A 20577-nucleotide genomic window follows, 5' to 3' on the forward strand; every position below is an offset into this window, starting at 1 on the left:
AAATTGGCAAAAATAATAAGCCGACTATCTTACTTGAATAGCAGGCTTTTTTGAAACCAGTTAGACTGAAGGCCGTTTATTTTTTCGGAATATATGTGAAAAATTTAGTATGAAAGGAACTTCATCACCTCGATTTCCACGGAAGAACCTCTTTTTTATCATATTGATCAGCATAGCTATGCTGGGGCTTGCAATGATACCGAGTTCCCAGCAAGAAACCGCTTCTCATGTTGAGCGTAAATTTAAAATTGGCAAACCTTACCCTATTGATATTGCAACCGCTTCAGCGACACCTCTTTCAGGTAAAGATAAAACAGATGAGCTTATATGGAAAAAGCACGTTATTGAAAGTGGTGAAAGTTTAGCTATCGCTTTTGATAACATCGGCTTAGATGGAAAAATACTACATTCCCTTATCAATACCGATGCCAATACCAAACAATTGGAAAGACTTCGTCCAGGTAATATCCTTCAATTTGGCTTTAATAAAGAAGGAAAATTAGTTGAGCTTCGCCAACCTCGTAATCATTTAGAAACCTTGATTGTGCGCCACGATGGCAGCACCTTTAGCAGTGAGATGGATAAAAAGGAAATTGAAACGCATATCAATTTCTCTCATGCCACCATTAAAACCAGTTTTTGGAGTGCCGCAGATAAAGCAGGATTAACGGCCAATCAGATCATGGAAATTGCCGCGCTATTTGGTTGGGATATTGATTTTGCTCTCGATATTAGAGCGGGTGATAAATTTGAAGTGTTATTTGAACAGCACTATTTAGATGGTTATCCAGTCGATCGCGGTGAGATTTTAGCTGCAACCTTTACCAATATGGGGCAAACTTTTACCGCAGTTCGCAATAACGACGGTAAATATTACGATAAAGACGGGCTAGCCATGCGTAAAGCATTCTTGCGCTCTCCTGTAAACTTCCGCTATGTAAGTTCAAATTTTAATCCGCGTCGTCTCCACCCCGTTACAGGAAAAGTAAAGCCGCACCGAGGCACTGATTATGTTGCTCCTGTTGGCACACCTATTTGGGCGGCAGGTGATGGGGTTGTATTAGAATCAGCGTATAACAAATACAATGGTAACTACGTTTTTATCAAACATAGCGCTAAATATGTCACCAAATACCTGCATTTAACTAAGCGTATGGTCAAAAAAGGGCAACGAGTAAAACAGGGAGATACTGTCGGTACTTTAGGCGGTACTGGTCGCGTCACAGGCCCTCACCTACACTATGAATTCTTGGTTAATGGTCAGCATAAAAACCCTCGTACGGTAGATTTACCGCAAGCCAATTCATTATCAGGCAACGAGCAAGTAACGTTTAAAAAGCAAGCTAAACAACAACTTGATCATATTCAGCAATTGGGCAAACTGGTCGTTAATAATGACATATTATTAAACTAAGCCATTGTTTATATACAAAAAAGCCGACAATCAATATTTGTCGGCTTTTATTTAACTCAATGATTATCGAGTTAACATTTTAAACACTAAATGATGCGCCACAACCACAAGTCGTTGTTGCATTTGGGTTGTTAACAAAGAAACGCGAACCTTCTAGACCTTCAGTGTAGTCAACTGTACCACCCATTAGGTACTGGAGACTCATAGGATCAACCACTAGCGTTACACCGCCATTTTCAATGGTCATATCACCATCATTTACTTTTTCATCAAAAGTAAAACCATATTGAAAGCCACTACAACCACCACCAGTGATGTAAACACGTAGCTTTAGATTCGGGTTTTCTTCTTCAGCGATCAGTGTTTTTACTTTATTCGCTGCAACATCAGAAAAAGTTAGCGGCAAATTAGCATCGCTCATTACAAAACCTCTCACACACTTCCGTTAATTACGCTGATTATCCAATACCTGACTATGTTGTTCAAGTATTAGGCTCACTTGTTGGAGAATCATGGCGTAAACGCTCTTTTTTAATTGTTCGGTGTAGCAACTGCGAATAAATCGGTTGTCCGCCTAACATCTGAGCAAGCATAGTCGCACCGAGAGTGGTAACAATCAATGGTAAAATAAGGTGATAGTTGTTGGTCATTTCAATAACCAGCAAAATCCCCGTAATTGGTGCGCGCACCGTTGCAGCAAAAAGCGCCCCCATACCAGCGATTGCAAATAGTCCAGGATCAATGCCTAAATCAGGATAAATACCTTGTGTGATCATGCCATAGAAAGTGCCAAACAATGTCCCTAACGCCAACATTGGGGCAAAAATACCGCCCGGTGCACCGGAGCCAAAACACAGTAATGTTGTTGCAATACGAGCAAAGAACAACAGCATTAACATACCGAGGCCGTAATCACCGTTAGTCGCGTGAGGGATAAGGAAAATACCGCCACCGGTTAATTCTGGGAAATACAATAGAAGTAAACCGAAGCAGCCACCAATTAAAGCGCCAGTGATAAGGTAACGCTTACGCTCATTACGGTGAATTTTAACAAAGCTATCTAACGCAAAAATAATCATCCGATTAAATAGGACACCGAAACCACCAAATAGCATCCCTAACACTAAGAATAACCATAATGATTTCAGTGCAGGAGCATCATATTGCGGCATAGATATAACCGCTTCTTGGCCACGTAAAAGACGAAATACGATATTTGACATCACCGCAGAGATCATTACGCATTTCACCGAAATTAAACTGTAACGAAACTGCGGACGCATCTCTTCAAGTACAAACATGATCCCCGCCATCGGGGCATTAAATGCTGCTGCTAAACCACCAGCGGCACCTGCTGCAAGTAAAGAGTGTCGACCTTCTTTATCTTTTAAACGGAAAATATCAGAGATCATTCGTCCAATATTACCGCCCATTTGTACCGTAGGACCTTCACGACCCAGTACCATACCCGAGCCTAACGCACCTAAACCACCGAAAAATTTAACTGGGATCACGCGCCACCAGCGAACAGGACGCATTTCTTCCATCGCACCTTCAATTTCAGGAATACCAGAACCACCAGCTTCAGGGGCAAAACGACTAACAAGGTAATAACCAACAAAGGCAAGAAAAGCACTGACAATAAATGCTGCGAGCCACAAAGGAAGTACACTGGTTATTTCATCACGTAACCACTCTGTACGCTGATCCGTTACCCAGTTGACACCAATTTCAAACAAGGTTCCGACTAAGCCCGCTAAAATGCCGACAAGAGCTGATAAAAATAGAACAGAGACTGGCGTTTTATCACGAGTAAGCAGTTGCCTTACAAAAACGCGAGGTTGAAGATGAGGAGGCATGTGGATCCCGTGCGTTTTATCAGTCATTTTTCGGCCGTATTGTCAAAAGATTGCATATAGGATGCAGGGAGGATAAATGAAACTATTGATTTTAGAAGAGTAATCTAAGATGGGCGTTTATTATACTGCTAATGTTGAAAAATAGCTTTGCAACTGTGACTTGTACTGCAGTATTGCTGTAATCAATTGTTCAATACACGCAAATAACCACCATAAATCGCCCTCCCTAAATTGCATCCTTTTAGGTACAATGGACTAATAACAATCTACACACTTCTCTGGCCTACAATCTCTAGGACAGAAAACGATCTGGATTGGATCTACGCCTGATTATTTTATATAGGACCTCATAATGAGCAAAACGAGCAAATCGGCTGATTTATTTGCCAAAGCAAAACAAAAAATTCCAGGTGGTGTTAACTCTCCAGTGAGAGCGTTCGCTGGTGTTGGTGGCACACCACTCTTTATTGAGCGTGCCGATGGCGCTTATATTTTTGATGCTGATGGTAATGCATACATCGATTTCGTTGGCTCTTGGGGTCCAATGATCTTAGGCCATAACCATGCAGCGATTCGTGATGCGGTGATCGATGCAGCGCAACAAGGTTTAAGTTTTGGTGCGCCAACGGCAATGGAAATCACCATGGCTGATCTGGTATCAAAACTAGTACCATCGATGGAAATGGTACGCATGGTAAGCTCAGGTACTGAAGCAACCATGAGCGCTATTCGTCTGGCACGCGGGTTTACTGGTCGCGATAAGATCTTAAAATTTGAAGGTTGTTACCACGGTCACGCCGATTGTCTACTCGTTAAAGCAGGCTCTGGCGCATTAACCCTAGGTCAACCAAGCTCACCAGGTGTACCTGCAGATTTTGCAAAACATACCCTAACAGCAACCTATAACGATCTAGATTCTGTACGTGAAGCGTTTACAACTCACCCAGAAGAGATTGCTTGTATTATCGTTGAGCCTGTTGCGGGTAACATGAACTGCATTCCACCTGTACCTGGCTTCCTTGAAGGGCTACGCGACATCTGTGATGAATTTGGCGCGCTATTAATTCTAGATGAAGTAATGACAGGCTTCCGCGTATCAGAAGGTGGTGCTCAAGGCTATTACAACATTAAACCAGACCTTACAACACTAGGTAAAATCATCGGCGGCGGTATGCCAGTCGGCGCATTCGGTGGCCGTCGTGAAGTGATGGAATTTGTTGCACCAACAGGCCCTGTCTACCAAGCGGGTACGCTATCAGGCAACCCTGTTGCAATGGCAGCAGGTCATGCCTGTTTAAGCGTGTTAACTGAAGACGGTAATGAAAAACGCCTTGCTCATACTACTAAACGTCTTGCTGATGGCTTTAAAGCATTAGCAGATAAGCACGGTGTTCCACTGGCAATTAATCAAGTAGGTGCGATGTTTGGCTTCTTCTTTACTGAGCAAGAAACTGTAACGTGCTACGAAGATGTAACCAAGTGCGATGTCGAGCGTTTCAAGCGTTTCTTTAATTTAATGCTAGAAAAAGGGGTATATCTTGCACCGTCTGCATATGAAGCATGCTTCACCTCACTAGCACACACAGATCAAATCATTGATGCAACACTTGAAGCGGCTGATTTTGCTTTTGCAACGCTTGCTCATGAAAACAGCCCTGAATAATTCAGAAAGCTGAAATAAATAAAAATAAAAAAGGTCACAATGAGTGACCTTTTTTTATGACATTATTTTAGTATCTAAAACACAGAAATTGTATTTAACTAGAGCCACCGCTCAAGGCTAAGGTTATTGCCAAAAATATAACGCAAGCAGTACCATGATGACTAAAATAATTAGTGCAATCGGTGGTCTGCGCTTTTTTTTGTCATCACAGCCACAATTACAACATCCCATAAGCCATCTCCGCGATAAAGAGTATAATCGATAAGTTATAGCGACAATGATTATAATGATAATCTTTATCAATAACAGCAGTAATGAAGACGCTTATTAATTAAAGGAAACATACAGTGCCACAGCCATTTAAAATCGAGCCACGCCATTGGCTCCTTATTATTGCTTTATTTGTTGCTGCATTTGCCAGTTACAAACTCATTGAACCTTATTTAGGGCCGATTGTTCTGGCCTTTATTATTTCATTACTCTTTGCACCACTACATAAACGTTTATTAGCGTTAATGCCAACCCGTGCAAATACTGCTGCAATGTTATCTTGCTTTGTGCTTACCGTCATTATTGTGATCCCGTTGCTTGTGGTGTTTTCATCCATTGTTCATCAAGGTACAACCGTTTCTAAAGAAAGTTATCAATGGATCACATCCGGCGGTCCGAAAGAACTATTTGCTCACCCTTACGCTCAAAAAGTACTGTTCTATATAGATAAATACTCACCGTTCCATGATTTTGATCCTCAGGTCATCATTCAGAAAATTGCAACCACAGCATCTCAAGTCGGCTCTCAAGCAATCAACATTAGTGCACGTATTCTTGGAGACGCCACTAGCATATTAGTAAACTTTATGATGATGCTATTTGTCCTATTCTTCCTGCTACGTGATAACGACAAGATGATTGCCGCGATCCGCCATGTGATCCCACTGTCTCGCAGTCAAGAAGATGCAATTATGGAAGAAGTTGAACAAGTCGCAAAATCTGCCGTACTTGGATCATTCCTAACCGCTGTCGCGCAAGGCTTAGCCGGTGGTTTTGCAATGTGGCTATGCGGATTCCCAGGGCTGTTCTGGGGCTCAATGATGGCTTTTGCTTCATTAATCCCTGTCGTAGGTACCGCACTTATCTGGCTACCTGCATCTCTATACTTACTGTTAGTCGGTCAATGGGAGTGGGCATTATTCTTAGCGGGCTGGGGAGTGCTTGTCGTAGGTTCAATCGATAACGTTGTCCGTCCATTGCTGATGCAAGGCAGTTCAAGCATGAATACCCTACTGATCTTCTTCTCAATCATTGGGGGTATCCAATTATTTGGTTTGATCGGTATGATTTACGGTCCCATCATTTTTGGTGTAACACTCGTGTTATTTAAAATGTATGAAGTTGAATTTAAAGACTTCTTAGAACAACAAGATTCTCACTAACCTATCATTACAATGCCGCCTCTATTCTAGGGCGGCATTTTTCTTCTATTCAATCTTCCTCTCTACTGCTGATTTCTTTTCAACGGCACATAATTATGGAACAATTCGCTCCCAAATTTATGATGTCTACATTGAGGCCAGTTACATGTCTTATTGCGCCGCGAGCCAGGTTGTTGCTCGTCAATCTGAGTTTTTTGAAAACCGTAAAGTCCTTATCGCTGGCGAATTAAGTGATACCTTCGCATCAGAGCTATGTCAAACCGCTCAAACGGTATCGGTATTTACCACAAACTATGGCTTCTACTCAGATATCAAACGTTTTAATAATGTAAGTAGTTACTTCGGTGCTGAATTAACAGAAACATTAGATATCGATATGATCCTGCTTTACTGGCCTAAAGCAAAAGCAGAAGCTGATTACTTGTTAACCATGCTACTGAATAAGTTCGGTACTGGCGTTGAAATTTGTATCGTTGGTGAAAACCGCTCAGGGGTTCGCAGTGCAGAAAAACTCTTTGCAGAATATGGCCCACTGAACAAATATGATTCGGCACGTCGCTGCAGTTTTTACTGGGGACGTTGTGATAACACGCCAAAAGCCTTTAATTTATCAGATTGGTTCCGTAGTTATCCTATCGATATTGCTGGCGTACAACTTACTGTTCGCTCTTTACCTGGCGTATTTAGCCATGGTGAGTTTGATAAAGGCTCAGAATTACTGCTTAACAATCTGCCTAAATTACACGGCAAAGTATTAGATTTTGGCTGTGGTGCTGGTGTGATTGGCGCTGTGATGAAAGCTAAATACCCCACTATTGATTTAGAGCTGTGTGATATCAGTGCGTTAGCCATTGAATCGGCAAAAGAAACATTTAAGGTCAATAACCTTGAAGCGAGTAAGTTCACCGCTACCGATGTCTATAAGGCGTTAACGGGCCCTTACCAGTTCTTGATCAGCAACCCACCGTTCCATGCTGGGTTAAAAACATTTTATGCTGCAACTGAGCTATTTATTAATGATGCACCACAATACCTTAGCCATAACGGTCAGCTCGTCATTGTCGCCAACAGCTTCTTACAATATCCGCCTTTAATTGAAGCAAGCCTTGGTGAGTGCAACATTACGGCAAAAACAAATAAATTTAATATTTACGCCGCAACTAAATAACCGTTAATTTATTTTAACGGAACATTTATCTAAAGAGGGACATTGTTGTCCCTTTTTTATAATCAAAACTCCGTCAAAACCGTTAATTCTGTGTTTTACAACACGCTTCATTATCGCTGTACTTGATCACTTCAAATAAGTCAGTATAAGCAGTATTATATTAATATATATGGACTTAGTGATTTCTAACGAACGGAAAAATTGTCAAAAACGTTACTTTTAAAACGTTTTATAATTTAACGTTAGTCACTGTTCCTCAATCCAAATCGAACGATAATCATTTTATTCAGGCACCGGAATGCAGAATACCAAACGATTTAAACGTCTCCAACATACGCTAATGTTGGCCTTTATTGTGCTTAGCATCACACCTTTGGTTTTATCTGCCCTATATTTTCTAAACTCTCATACCAAAGATCTTGCTGAACAAAGTATCAATCACTTAGCTTCTTTACGTGATAATAAGCAAAAGCAGCTTTATAGCTTTTTCGCAGCGAAAGAATCTGAGGTGAAGAGTTTCGCTCGCTCTGAATTATCGAATAACAGTGGCGGTCGTTTTTATGGCTTAGTCGGTGCTTACCATCAACTCGGAGACATAGAGCAGCAACTTGCATCTCAAGGACATGCTAATTATTTCTCGCAAACCCTTACCCAAAAAAATGAGTCCCATAATAAAACGACTTATGTAGGACATGAGCGCTATCGTTTGATGTATAAGCGCTACAACGCTGTTTATAAAGAGTATTTAAAACGCTCTGACTTCAAAGATATCATGTTAGTTGATCGTTCAGGCAACGTGGTTTACTCCGTTCACAATCACCAGTTGTTTGGCGTCAATTTACTTACCAACGCCCTAGCATCGCCAGCTTTAAAACAAACCTTTGAAGCGATTACTACAAAAACCAAACAAAGTCAGGCTAAACCTGATCAAGTACCGGTTACTTTTACCGATTTTAGTCAATCTGCAAACACAGACGACACAACCGCATGGTTCGCCGCCCCGATCATTCAGCAAGGCTATTTGCACAGTTACGTCTTTATGGAGTTAAGTAATAAAGCGATTTCTGAGCTTATTCAAGACCTTGGTAATAATGCGAACTACGTTCAAACTTTATTGATTGGTCAAGATCACAAACTGCGTTTCGCGGCAGAAACAGGGGTTCCCACAACGTTAAAAAGTGAAAGTATCAGGGAAGCACTGGCTGGCAAATCAGGCGTGGGTAGCTTTAAAAACTACGATAACATTTCAGTATTGAGTGCCTTTTCACCACTCGATATCCTTAACAATAAATGGGCACTAGTCGTTGAACTACCAGAAAAAGAAGCCTTTGCTCGTATTACTGAATTAGAAAAAATATTTGGTGTGGCAATGATCAGCGCGATTATTTTGGTGATCTTTGCCTCTCACTTATTGTCTAATTCAATTACCGCCCCCTTACTGCGGTTAACTTGGGCGGCAGAAAAAGCCTCTGGTGGCGATTTAGACCAAGTCATCGAAGGCACTGAACGTAGTGATGAAATTGGTCGCTTGGCGATAAGCTTTTCACGTATGCAGCGCTCTATTCGCGAAAAGATAGGTTTAATCAAAACTCAAAATGACGAATTAGAACAAAGCCTTAAGATTATCAAGCAGAAAAACAATGAGCTACAAACAGCAGATAAGCTAAAAGATGAGTTCCTTGCAACCACATCCCATGAATTACGCACCCCACTTCATGGCATGGTCGGGATTGCAGAATCTTTACTTGCTGGAGCGAATGGACCCGTAAAAGATTCTCAACGTCGTCAGTTAGAAATGATCATCAATAGTGGGCAACGCCTAACTAACCTTGTCGATGATTTGCTGGATTATCACAAGATGCGTTATGGCGATTTAGATATCCATCGCCATGCGATCGATCTGTCAGCCGCGGTGAGATTAGTACTGGAGCTTTCTAGTCACCTGCTTGGTAACAAACCGGTAAGGATCATTAATCAAATTCCTGCAGATTTGCCACTCGTTGATGCCGATGAGCAACGTTTAGAACAAGTACTTTATAACCTTGTCGGTAACGCGATTAAGTACACATCTGAAGGTAAGATCATTATCTCTGCCACAGTATTAGAACAGCAATTACGTGTACAAGTCGTCGATACGGGGCAAGGTATTCCAAGTGAACAGTTAGAGCATATTTTTGAGCCCCTTATTCAAGCAAACTCAAATTCGACCAACTATCGACAAGGGGCTGGTCTAGGTTTATCAATTAGTCGCCAACTTATTGAATTAATGGGCGGGCGCTTATATGTAAGTAGTCAACCTATGATTGGCACTACCTTTAGTTTTACCTTAAACCTTGCAACCAATGAGCAGATCAATGCGATACCTAATGACTCTATACTTCAGCACTTCCAAGTACCGGCATTAGATTCCAGAAGTTGTGAAAGCACCAATTTACCTGAAAACCCTGAAGGTGATCTTATTCTTGTGGTTGATGATGAACCCGTAAACCTACAGATTTTAAATAATTTTCTCCGACTTGCTGGCTATCGAGTAAAAACTGCAGAGAGCGGTCATCAGGCATTAGATATTGTCCAACAACAACGTCCAGATCTGATCTTACTCGATATTATGATGCCGGAAATGAGTGGCTACGAAGTCTGTACCCTATTAAGAAAGCAATACTCGATTTTTGAATTACCAATAATGATGTTGTCTGCATTAGGACAAATTCAAGATCGTATCAAAGGTTTTGAGTGTGGGGCTAATGACTACTTAACTAAACCTTTTAATAAAGAAGAGTTAATTGCTCGTATTCAAGCTTACCTGCAAGCCAGTAAGACAGAACATGAAAAGCAAAAGAACCAAAGCTTACAGCAAGAGATTTATCGTCGAGAGCAAGTAGAAACCAGCTTACTAGAGGCGCAAAGCCGCTTGCTAGGGCTTCTTGACTCAACCAGTGAAGCAATTATCTGTGTACAAAGTGAAGGTCGTATTCGCTATGTTAATAGCGCCGCGGGTAAGTTATTTAAACGCTCACCAGAACAACTTGAGCGCCATACCATTTCAGATATTATCGCCACAGAGCTACCAATAGGTATTAACGACAGCCACCATTACAATGGCAAGTTGAGCTTCATTATTAATGACGAGATCCAAACATTATCAACCGACATTATTAACCTTCCTGAAGAATCAGGACTTAAACAAATGTTTGTTTTTGATAACCAAGGTCCTTCGGCAGATCATCGTATAGGCTTACTAGAAAATGCGGTTGATATGCTGTCAGAGTTTGCTTTTAACGGCGACAAGAATAACTTACAGCAACTCAGAGAGCTTGGTGGTGAATTCACACGCTTGGCTGATAAGCTGGATGGTAGCGGACAAAATAAAGGAGATATTATTCGTCAACTTATGGTTGAGTCGATGACGATGACGCTTTCATTATGGGAAAATGACGCCAAGAAAACCAAATTTGAATTAGCAGAGGAAAGTGGATTGTGGCGTGTGTATCTTGATCGCAGCACCTTACAAACACGTACTCTTGATAAATATCTCCATATCGATACGTTACCCAAGACCCCACGTTGGCGTACAGTGCTCAACACCATGGATTACGTTCTAGAGCGCTGTACTCAAACAACAGTAGAGCGCCAACATGTAGTGGCAATGCGAGACAAACTACACCATACCATTAGTACCAGCTGATCAAGTCTTATTACACCCTAAATATCAAGGCTCTTACGGGAGCCTTTTTTATGCCTGTAAGATACGAACGTGAAAAACATCCTTCTTATTATCTCTTTAGCATTACACCCATAAGCAAATATTCACGTCAGATGAGCCTCATCTAGCAGCATAACGATATGGCTTTTTTAATTCTTGTTCACCAGATGAAACTGTTATTTTTAATAAGAAAATATCACATTAAAAACCCTAAAAATGACATCAATCACACTCTATATTTTAGCTGTTTTTAAAGCAATTTAAGCTAAATTAGGTCCATAACGAGAGAAGAGGGAATTAGTTTTTGTTTATGAGAAGCGAATCACAACAAACATTGATGATAAATTTTACACACAGAAATAACGACTCAAAAAACACACATTACATAAAAAAAACCAAACGAAAACAATAAAAGCAAATAAAAACAACAAGTTAAAACCAGATAAACTCAAAACATCATTTCACCACCGATAGATACAAATGTGATGTAACACACATTTAACATCTACTCATCGGTAACAACAAAACCTAAAATTAACGTTTTTGACGTTGTTATTGGTTATTTTGACAATTTTGACGGGAAGCTTGATTGACGATTTATCCATTACAGCGAATATTTAACGCACTGAGAGCTTACAAGGCCATTCACCGGTTCAGCGTTACTCAGTTCCGATGAAGTAAGTTCAAGGGCTCCAATGATGGAGCAAACTTTAATTTCCATTAAGTGAAACAGAGCAAAGAGTAAGGAACAGCTATGCTTGCCAATATTAACAAAACTAAGTTAGCACTTGCCGTTGTTGCAGCAGCAACCGCTTTTACAGCACCAGTAGCGTCTGCAGCAGAGAAAAGCCAGCTAACAGTCGTACCAGACTTTTACCCTACAATGGTACGTAACTTTAACCCATTCCTAGCTACAAACCTTCGTACTACGACTGAATTCGTTTACGAGCCATTGGTTGTTTTCAACCAAATGAAAGGTAACGAGCCAGTAATGCGTTTGGCGAAAGACTACTACATGTCTGACGACCTAATGCAAGTAACGTTCGAAATCCGTGATGGCGTTAAGTGGTCTGACGGTAAAGCGTTTTCTGCTGATGATGTAGTTTATTCTTTTGACCTACTTAAGAAGAATCCAGAACTAGATCAACGTGGTATCAACAAGTGGGTTAAATCAGTTAAGCAAGACGGTAACAAGGTTATCTTCGATCTAACTGAAGCGAACTCGAACGTTCCTTTCGAAATTTCTTTCGTACCAGTAGTGCCTAAGCACATCTGGAGCAAAGTTGAAAACCCAACAACTTTCACTAACGAAAATCCAGTAGGTACAGGTCCGTTTACTGAGATTGATACATTCACTCCTCAGCTATACGTTCAATGTCGTAATCCTAACTACTGGGATAACGACAACCTAGAAGTTGACTGTCTACGTGTTCCTCAGATCGCGAACAACGATCAGTTGCTAACAAAGATCATTAACTCTGAGCTAGATTGGACTTCATCGTTCATTCCAGACATCGACAGCACTTACGCTGCGGCAAACCCAAATCACAAATACTGGTACCCAGCTGCGGGCACTCAGTCATTCATGTTGAACTTCAAGTCGCCAAAAGATGGTAACAAAGAAGCGATCAACAATGTTGATTTCCGTCGTGCGTTCTCAATGGCTATCGACCGTCAAACAATCATCGACATCGCATTCTACGGTGCAGGTATGCCGAACGATTACGCATCGGGCCTAGGTGATGGTTTCAAAACTTGGTCAGATGAAGCGGTACACAACAAGTACAAAGCATTTAACACATACAATGTGAAAGGTGCTAAAGAGCTACTAGCGAAAGCAGGCTTTAAAGATACTGATGGCGACGGTTTCGTAGAAACACCAACAGGTAAGAAGATCGAACTTACAGTTCAGTCTCCAAACGGTTGGACTGACTTCAACAACACTGTACAGCTAGGTGTAGAGCAGCTTCAAGAAGCGGGAATTAACGCGAAAGCAAGTACACCTGACTTCGCTGTTTACAACGAAGCGATGCTAAACGGTACTTACGATGTAGCTTACACAAACTACTTCCACGGTGCTGATCCACACCTATACTGGGATAGCGCGTACAACTCACGCCTACAATCTGGTGAAGGTATGCCTCGTTTTGCAATGCACTACTTCAAGAATGCAGAGCTAGACTCGCTACTAGACAGCTTCTACAAAACAGCTAACAAAGATGAGCAGTTGAAGATTGCTCATAGCATCCAGAAAATCATCGCTGAAAATCAAATCACGATTCCAGTGATGTCTGGTGCAAACAACTTCCAATACAACGAAACTCGCTTCACTGGTTGGTGGAATGAGAAGAACCCTCAAGGCCGTCCAATGGTATGGGCTGGTGTTCCTGAGCGTCTACTTCAAGTACTGGATCTAAAACCAAAAGCATAATATCTGCTTAATATTTGCGGTGCACGCCTTGTGCACCGCCTCTTCCCCTCAATCCTTTCTTCTATAAAAGGTATGGCGCCTTGCGTCAGGGGGTTTTACGTCCTGAATTCAGCTCAGGAAGGCAAGCTGGATGTGTAAGGTGTGAGTTATGGGATTTTTTCTACGTCGTTTATCGTTTTATTTTATCGCGCTGATTTTCGCGGCAACGCTAAACTTTATTCTTCCGCGTGCAATGCCTGGTGACCCAGTTACCATGATGTTCGCGAACGCAACCGCACAGGTAACCCCTGAGCGTATTGAAGCCATGAAAAAGCTATTAGGCTTTGTTGATGGTCCAATATATGAACAATACTTTTCTTACCTAGCTAACGTGTTTACGTGGAACCTAGGTACCTCAATCAAATTTTATCCACTATCAGTTAATGAACTGTTAGGTGGCGCTGTAGGCTGGTCACTATTTTTAGCTGGCTCAGCTGTAATGCTTTCTTTCTGTATTGGCTCTGTACTAGGTATTTTTGCGGCATGGAAACGCGGCAGTACTTATGATGCATTCATTTCACCAGGTATGTTGGTTATTCAAGCAGTTCCACCGGTTGTAATTGCAATGCTTGTGATGTTCACCTTTGCTATCGGCTTGCGTTGGTTCCCTACAGGCAATGCATATACGCCGGGCGTTATTCCTGACTGGTCAAGCTGGGCTTTCTACAAAGACGTGCTTTACCACGCAGCACTACCACTATTCTGTGCCACAGTCATTCAAATCGGCGGTTTCTTGATCAATATGCGTAATAACATGATCAACCTGCTAAACGAAGATTACATCACAATGGCAAAAGGTAAGGGCTTAAGTGAAAACCGTGTGGTATTTAACTACGCAGCACGTAACGCAATGCTACCAAGTGTAACAGCACTTTCTATGGCACTAGGTATGGCGATTGGTGGTCAGTTAATTGTCGAAATCATCTTTAACTACCCAGGTCTTGGTACCGTAATGCTTAATGCTATCCACTCACGTGATTACCAAGTTCTTCAAGGTCAGTTACTTATTATGACTATGTTCATGCTGTTCTTTAACTTCATGGCCGACATCCTGATCGTTGTGCTAGATCCTCGCCTACGTAAAGGAGGCAAATAATTATGAAAGCCTTATTTAAATTATTATCTGGTAACCCTAAGGCTATGTTTGGCCTTAGCATCATCACTATTTTTATTCTAGGGGCTATTTTTGCTCCGCTGATTACACAGTTTTCACCAGACAAACGAACAGGAAAACCTCATGAGTACCCTGCGTTTGTAGTAAAAGCAGCACAAGATAATCCAGACGGTTGGATCGCTGAAAACTTAGCTGATAACAAGCGTCGTCTATTAATGTCCAAAGATGCAGAGCACCTACTAGGCACATCTCGTATGGGTCGTGATATCTGGTCTCAGCTAGTATATGGCGCGCGTACTTCACTAGCGGTAGGTTTTGGTGCAGGTTTAATGGTGTGTTTCCTAGCAACCATCATTGGTATTTCAGCAGGTTATTTTGGCGGTAAAGTCGATGAAGTCTTAACCGCTGCGATGAATATCATGTTAGTTCTACCGCAGCTCCCCTTACTGTTTGTTATCGCAGCCTTTATTGGTCAAACAGGTCCAATGACCATTGCGGTGGTTATTGCCATGACCTCCTGGGCATGGGGCGCACGTGTTGTCCGAGCGCAAACCTTATCACTGCGTGAAAAGGAATTTGTAAAAGCAGCAGAAGTATTAGGTGAATCCTCATGGCGTATTATCTTTGTTGAGATTCTACCGAACCTAATCTCAATCGTTGGTGCAAGCTTCATCGGCTCGGTAATGCTTGCCATCATGACTGAAGCAACACTGTCATTCTTAGGCTTAGGTGACCCGAACTCAGTAAGCTGGGGTGTGATGCTGTACAACGTACAAACATCATCTTCAATGTTAGTTGGCGCTTGGTGGGAGCTATTAGCACCATGTGTTGCACTAACACTGATTGCTATCGGTCTTGCGATGCTTAACTTTGCTGTTGATGAAATTGCCAACCCGCAGTTACGTTCACACAAAGGCATGCGCCGCTGGAAAAACTTAGCAAAAGAAAATGCTAAGAATGCAAAAGAAGAAAAAGAAGCAAACGCTGTGGACGCTCCTCAGCCAGCCCTACAAGGGGGAGATAAATAATGACCAATCCACAAATCTCAATTCGTAACTTGTGTGTTGATTACATTACAGATGCCGGTGATGTTCGCGCAGTAAATAATGTCAGCTTTGACATTGGTAAAGGTGAGATATTCGGTCTTGCAGGTGAATCAGGCTGTGGTAAATCCACTGTTGCCTTCTCACTGATGCGTCTGCATAAGCCGCCAGCATTCATTACCGGTGGTGAAGTAATTTTTGAAGGCCATGGTGACATTTTAAAGAAATCGGATATGGCAATGTCAGCCTTCCGTTGGAGCGAAATGTCGATGGTGTTCCAAAGTGCAATGAACGCTTTGAACCCTGTATTAACCATGGAAGAGCAATTTTGTGACGTAATCATGCGCCACACTAATATGTCTCGTCAGCAAGCAGTTCGCCGTGCTGAAGGCCTATTAGAAATCGTTGATATCCACCCTAGCCGTTTACGTGATTACCCTCACCAGTTTTCTGGTGGTATGCGTCAACGTTTGGTTATCGCGATTGCTCTTGCGCTAAATCCTAAGATGATCATCATGGATGAACCAACAACAGCACTTGATGTTGTGGTTCAACGTGAAATTCTACAAAAGATTTACGCATTAAAAGAAGAATTTGGTTTCTCAATCCTATTCATCACTCATGACTTGTCATTAATGGTCGAGTTCTCTGACCGTATCGGCATCATGTATTCAGGTGAATTAATTGAAGTTGCCCCTTCTAAGCAAATTCTAGAAACACCGTTCCACCCATATACTGAGGGCTTGGGTAGCTCATTCCCTCCTCTAACTGGTCCAAAAACAAAGTTAACAGGTATTCCTGGTAACCCATTGAACTTACTAGAAGTACCACAAGGTTGTCGTTTCCAAGCACGTTGTAGCAAAACAACCGATGCTTGTTTTAAAACACCAACCCAGCTGACACAAATTGAACCAGGACGTTTATCAAACTGCCACCTATTCACTAAACGTGGTTAATAAAATAATAGGCAGTATTTAGGAGGCATTATGAGCAAACCTGTCGGAAATCCAATTATTGAAGGTAAAAATCTAATTAAAGATTTTTCCGTTAACAGTAATTCATTAAAGAAATCAAAGATGCGTGCAATCAACGACGTGTCTTTCAAAATGTACAAAAGTCGTGGTCTTTCAGTTGTTGGTGAATCAGGTTCTGGTAAATCAACGACTGCGAAAATGATTGCAAAAATGTACGCGCCAACAGATGGCACAATTGAATATTTTGGTCGTGATATCCAGTCAATCACTAAACATGATGACTTAATGAATTACCGCCAAGGTGTGCAAATGGTATGGCAAGACCCATTCGGTTCTTTAAACCCTACTCATACTATTTTCCACCATATTGCTCGTCCGTTACTGATCCACAACAAAGTGAAGTCAGGCAATAAAAAAGAGCTAGAAGAAACGGTTTACAACCTACTAGAACAAGTTGGCTTGATCCCACCAAAGGAGACAGCTGCGAAATTCCCCCACCAGCTGTCTGGCGGCCAACGTCAACGTGTTAACTTAGCGCGTAACATTGCGGTGGGTGCTGAAGTCGTACTTGCTGATGAGCCAACATCAATGCTCGACGTTTCTATTCGTGCAGGTGTACTAAACCTGATGGAAGAAATGAAGTTTGAACGTGAAATGGCACTACTGTACATCACCCACGATATCGCAACAGCACGTTACATTGCTGAAGATCTAGCGGTTATGTACGTTGGTCACATGGTTGAATGGGGCGATACGGAAGAGATCATTCACGATCCACAACACCCGTATACCCAATTACTTGTATCAGCAGTTCCCGATCCAAGTAAGTCTATTCATGAAAAACTAAAAGGTAATAAAGGCGAGATCCCGCTATGGACGCCAGAAAGCGCGGGTTGCCCATTTGCAGGTCGCTGTACTCACGTTACCGATAAGTGCCGTGAAAAACTTCCAGGTGTGACTCAATTATCTGACAATCACTTTGTACGTTGTTACTTATACGAAAATTAATAATAGCTCGTTACTAAAAACGACTTATCTGCGTTATTGGTCGCCTTAGCTGTTAAATGGTGGTTTCACAATGCTGAAACCACCTTTATTTGGCGACACTAGGAGGATCCATGCAGCTGTTAACTAACCATCTGGGCTATGAGCGTTTCAACGTAAAACACGCTTTATTACAAACCAACTCTCAGACTTTAACCGGTACTGCAGAACTTGTTTGTAACCAGACGAACACCACTATCATGCAGCTGCCATTACATGCCTATGACAACATAGCACAATGGCATACCGGTAATATTTACCTTATTGATTTCTCTTCTTGCCAACAACTTGGTGAGTTCCGTATTCGCTACGCAAACAGCGAATCAACTGTTTTTACCATTGCTGAAGGTGTGTTAATGCAACAAACCTTTAGTGATGTTCTTCACTACTTTAAATCTCAACGTTGCAGCGGTATTTTCGATCAAGCTGATAAAAATGCTGTTGTACTCAATTCAGATCAAACCGTAGACGTTCACGGTGGTTGGTATGATGCATCAGGCGATGTAAGTAAATACCTAAGCCATTTATCTTTTAGTAATTTTTTAAATCCACAACAAACCCCAATGATTGTGTGGAACATGCTAAAAGCCTATGAAGAGTTAGATCAGCAAGACGATATTGCAGACTTTACTCGTGTACGTTTACTTGAAGAAGCCACTTTCGGTGCCGATTTCTTACTGCGCATGCAACACGCGCAGGGCTATTTCTATATGACGGTATTCGACAAATGGAGCAAATCCCCGCAACAACGTGACATTTGTGCTTATTCAACTCAAGAAGGCATCAAGTCAGACGATTATCAAGCCGGCTTCCGTCAAGGTGGTGGGGTTACCATTGCAGCATTAGCAGCGCTTTCTCGTATTGCTCAACTAGAATCAAGCACTCGCTTAGGGGCTTTTACTGGCATCGAGACCGAGCGTTACCTTCAAGCGGCTGAACTTGGCTATTGGCATTTAAAACAACACAATACTGAATACTTAAACGATAGTACGGAAAACATTATTGATGAGTATTGTGCCTTATTAGCCGCCGTTGAGTTATTCCGTAGTACTCACCAAGATCGCTATTTAGTCGAAATGCGAGAGTGGGCTGTACGTTTGGCTAAGCGTCAAATGTCAGATGAGAATATTGAATATTTCTGGTCTGCGACTGAAAACGGGGAACGTCCTTATTTCCATGCCGCTGAAGCAGGCCTTCCTGCCATTGCTCTGATGCAATATTTAAGTGCAGAAACGGATCCCAATTTCAAAAAGCCAATTGAACAAGTGTTATGTAACGCGCTGAACTTTGAGTTAGCGATTACAAAAGAAGTAAATAACCCATTTCACTACCCTCGCCAATACACTAAAGCTGTCGATGGTGAAAAGAAAACAGCTTTCTTTATTGCCCATAACAATGAGTCAGGTTACTGGTGGCAAGGCGAAAATGCACGTCTCGCGTCATTAGCAACCATGGCTTTTATGGCACAGAACTATGTTCAAGACCCAACATTACGTCAAGGCTTAATGCAATTTGGTCAACGTTCGCTTGACTGGATAGTCGGTTTAAACCCGTATGACATGTGTATGTTAGATGGTCATGGTCATAACAACCCAAATTACTTACCTCACTTAGGATTCAGTAACGCCAAAGGCGGTGTTTGTAACGGCATCACTTCAGGCTTTGAAAACGAAGACGACATCGCATTCAACCCTGATGGTCAAAAAGACGATATGCTGCAAAATTGGCGCTGGGGTGAGCAATGGATCCCACATGGCGGCTGGTACTTACTTGCAATTACGATGCAATTTAAGGAGCGCTGCCATGGCTGATATTCGTTACTTAGTTGGCATTGACGGCGGTGGTACATCTTGCCGTGCACGCATCTGTGATCTCGATGGTAATACTTTAGGTGAAGCAAAAACGGGTAGCGCGAATATTCTATTAGGCAGTAGCGTTGCTATGGCATCGATCAATGATGCGATAGCAACTGCGGCAAGCCAAGCAAATCTTAATAATAGCCATTTTCGTTATATGTCAGTAGGCCTAGCACTCGCAGGCGCTGAACAACAAGAGGCTTGGTATAACTTCATGAAACAGCCTCACCCTTACGGTGCCATAACATTAAATACCGATGCGTATGGTGCTTGTTTAGGTGCTTGGGGAGGTAAAGATGGCGCGATATTAATTGCTGGTACTGGCTCTTGTGGGATCTTATTAAAAGATGGTCAACAGCATGTGGTTGGCGGTCGTGAATTCCCGATTTCAGATCAAGGCGGCGGTGCTGTTATGGGTCTGCGTTTGATTCAACAAGTACTATTAAGTGTTGATGGTATTGTTGAACAAACACCGCTTGCTCGCTCTGTACTCACATATTTTAATCATGATATCGACAATATCGTATTGTGGTCAAAAGCAGCGCGTCCTTGTGATTATGGTCAATTTTCACCGAGCATTTTTGCCCATGCAGCACAAGGCGATAAACTCGCGATAGATATGCTATCGCAAACAGCGCGCGATATAGAAATGTGGATGAATGCATTAGTTGTGCGTGGCGCTGACAAAATTTGCCTCATGGGCAGCATTGCAGAACGTATTCATGCATGGTTAGTACCACCTATGCAGCAACGTATAGCAACACCACAAGGTGATGCTATGGATGGCGCGATTGCTATGGCACGTAGTAATCACGATTTATATAAACTTTAAGGGG

The 20577-nt window shown here is 42.0% G+C and carries 14 protein-coding genes; 12 read left to right on the forward strand and 2 right to left on the reverse strand.

Annotation, left to right across the window (positions count from 1 at the left end):
* Positions 1-193: 193 nt before the first annotated feature.
* Positions 194-1414, forward strand: coding sequence for a peptidoglycan DD-metalloendopeptidase family protein (locus C9J38_RS19800; RefSeq protein WP_233217685.1), 1221 nt, complete (start codon positions 194-196; stop codon positions 1412-1414).
* Positions 1415-1493: 79 nt separating this feature from the next.
* On the opposite strand, the gene erpA is transcribed toward C9J38_RS19800, so the two are convergent.
* Together erpA and clcA are read right to left on the reverse strand one after the other, a co-directional pair.
* On the reverse strand, positions 1494-1835 hold the full coding sequence (gene erpA / locus C9J38_RS19805) for an iron-sulfur cluster insertion protein ErpA (RefSeq protein WP_107208590.1): 342 nt from the start codon (positions 1833-1835) through the stop codon (positions 1494-1496).
* Between the two features lie 61 nt (positions 1836-1896).
* Positions 1897-3300, reverse strand: coding sequence for a H(+)/Cl(-) exchange transporter ClcA (clcA, locus tag C9J38_RS19810; protein WP_107208591.1), 1404 nt, complete (start codon positions 3298-3300; stop codon positions 1897-1899).
* 325 nt (positions 3301-3625) lie between these two features.
* Between clcA and hemL the strand changes: the two genes are divergently transcribed.
* The 11 genes from hemL to C9J38_RS19865 all read left to right on the forward strand — a co-directional run bounded on the left by hemL (position 3626) and on the right by C9J38_RS19865 (position 20573).
* The gene (gene hemL, locus C9J38_RS19815) at positions 3626-4936 is read left to right on the forward strand and encodes a glutamate-1-semialdehyde 2,1-aminomutase (protein WP_107208592.1); all 1311 of its coding nucleotides are present in this window, start codon (positions 3626-3628) and stop codon (positions 4934-4936) included.
* 347 nt (positions 4937-5283) lie between these two features.
* Entirely contained in the window at positions 5284-6369 is a 1086-nt protein-coding gene (locus tag C9J38_RS19820; RefSeq protein WP_107208593.1) for an AI-2E family transporter, read from the forward strand.
* 145 nt (positions 6370-6514) lie between these two features.
* Positions 6515-7537 carry a 16S rRNA (guanine(1207)-N(2))-methyltransferase RsmC gene (rsmC, locus tag C9J38_RS19825; protein ID WP_107208594.1) on the forward strand — a complete coding sequence of 341 codons (1023 nt, stop codon included), beginning with the start codon at positions 6515-6517 and terminating at the stop codon, positions 7535-7537.
* A 298-nt stretch (positions 7538-7835) separates the two neighbouring features.
* Positions 7836-11222 carry a response regulator gene (locus tag C9J38_RS19830; RefSeq protein ID WP_233218541.1) on the forward strand — a complete coding sequence of 1129 codons (3387 nt, stop codon included), beginning with the start codon at positions 7836-7838 and terminating at the stop codon, positions 11220-11222.
* A 772-nt stretch (positions 11223-11994) separates the two neighbouring features.
* Positions 11995-13671 carry an ABC transporter substrate-binding protein gene (locus C9J38_RS19835; RefSeq protein WP_107208595.1) on the forward strand — a complete coding sequence of 559 codons (1677 nt, stop codon included), beginning with the start codon at positions 11995-11997 and terminating at the stop codon, positions 13669-13671.
* Between the two features lie 148 nt (positions 13672-13819).
* Entirely contained in the window at positions 13820-14806 is a 987-nt protein-coding gene (locus tag C9J38_RS19840) for an ABC transporter permease (RefSeq protein ID WP_107208596.1), read from the forward strand.
* A gap of 2 nt (positions 14807-14808) precedes the next feature.
* Positions 14809-15852, forward strand: coding sequence for an ABC transporter permease (locus C9J38_RS19845; protein ID WP_107208597.1), 1044 nt, complete (start codon positions 14809-14811; stop codon positions 15850-15852).
* Positions 15852-16823 carry an ABC transporter ATP-binding protein gene (locus tag C9J38_RS19850; protein ID WP_045130276.1) on the forward strand — a complete coding sequence of 324 codons (972 nt, stop codon included), beginning with the start codon at positions 15852-15854 and terminating at the stop codon, positions 16821-16823. The genes C9J38_RS19845 and C9J38_RS19850 overlap by 1 nt, the downstream gene beginning before the upstream one ends.
* 30 nt (positions 16824-16853) lie before the next feature.
* A complete protein-coding gene (locus tag C9J38_RS19855) occupies positions 16854-17849 on the forward strand; it encodes an ABC transporter ATP-binding protein (RefSeq protein ID WP_005369743.1) in 996 nt (331 codons plus the stop codon).
* 110 nt (positions 17850-17959) lie between these two features.
* Positions 17960-19696: a glycoside hydrolase family 9 protein gene (locus C9J38_RS19860; protein WP_107208598.1), complete on the forward strand. Its 1737-nt coding sequence runs from the start codon at positions 17960-17962 to the stop codon at positions 19694-19696.
* Positions 19689-20573, forward strand: a complete 885-nt coding sequence (locus tag C9J38_RS19865) for an N-acetylglucosamine kinase (RefSeq protein ID WP_107208599.1) — start codon at positions 19689-19691, stop codon at positions 20571-20573. The genes C9J38_RS19860 and C9J38_RS19865 overlap by 8 nt, the downstream gene beginning before the upstream one ends.
* Positions 20574-20577: the final 4 nt, after the last annotated feature.

Source organism: Photobacterium sp. GB-210, assembly GCF_003026075.1.
GTDB lineage: Bacteria > Pseudomonadota > Gammaproteobacteria > Enterobacterales > Vibrionaceae > Photobacterium.

What these genes read in the sequence shown, in the direction of transcription:
- C9J38_RS19800 (WP_233217685.1), top strand. Translation starts at nt 194, where the DNA reads ATGATACCGAGTTCCCAGCAAGAAACCGCTTCTCATGTTGAGCGTAAA.
- erpA (WP_107208590.1), bottom strand. Translation starts at nt 1,835, where the DNA reads ATGAGCGATGCTAATTTGCCGCTAACTTTTTCTGATGTTGCAGCGAAT.
- clcA (WP_107208591.1), bottom strand. Translation starts at nt 3,300, where the DNA reads ATGACTGATAAAACGCACGGGATCCACATGCCTCCTCATCTTCAACCT.
- hemL (WP_107208592.1), top strand. Translation starts at nt 3,626, where the DNA reads ATGAGCAAAACGAGCAAATCGGCTGATTTATTTGCCAAAGCAAAACAA.
- rsmC (WP_107208594.1), top strand. Translation starts at nt 6,515, where the DNA reads ATGTCTTATTGCGCCGCGAGCCAGGTTGTTGCTCGTCAATCTGAGTTT.
- C9J38_RS19830 (WP_233218541.1), top strand. Translation starts at nt 7,836, where the DNA reads ATGCAGAATACCAAACGATTTAAACGTCTCCAACATACGCTAATGTTG.
- C9J38_RS19835 (WP_107208595.1), top strand. Translation starts at nt 11,995, where the DNA reads ATGCTTGCCAATATTAACAAAACTAAGTTAGCACTTGCCGTTGTTGCA.
- C9J38_RS19840 (WP_107208596.1), top strand. Translation starts at nt 13,820, where the DNA reads ATGGGATTTTTTCTACGTCGTTTATCGTTTTATTTTATCGCGCTGATT.
- C9J38_RS19845 (WP_107208597.1), top strand. Translation starts at nt 14,809, where the DNA reads ATGAAAGCCTTATTTAAATTATTATCTGGTAACCCTAAGGCTATGTTT.
- C9J38_RS19850 (WP_045130276.1), top strand. Translation starts at nt 15,852, where the DNA reads ATGACCAATCCACAAATCTCAATTCGTAACTTGTGTGTTGATTACATT.
- C9J38_RS19855 (WP_005369743.1), top strand. Translation starts at nt 16,854, where the DNA reads ATGAGCAAACCTGTCGGAAATCCAATTATTGAAGGTAAAAATCTAATT.
- C9J38_RS19860 (WP_107208598.1), top strand. Translation starts at nt 17,960, where the DNA reads ATGCAGCTGTTAACTAACCATCTGGGCTATGAGCGTTTCAACGTAAAA.
- C9J38_RS19865 (WP_107208599.1), top strand. Translation starts at nt 19,689, where the DNA reads ATGGCTGATATTCGTTACTTAGTTGGCATTGACGGCGGTGGTACATCT.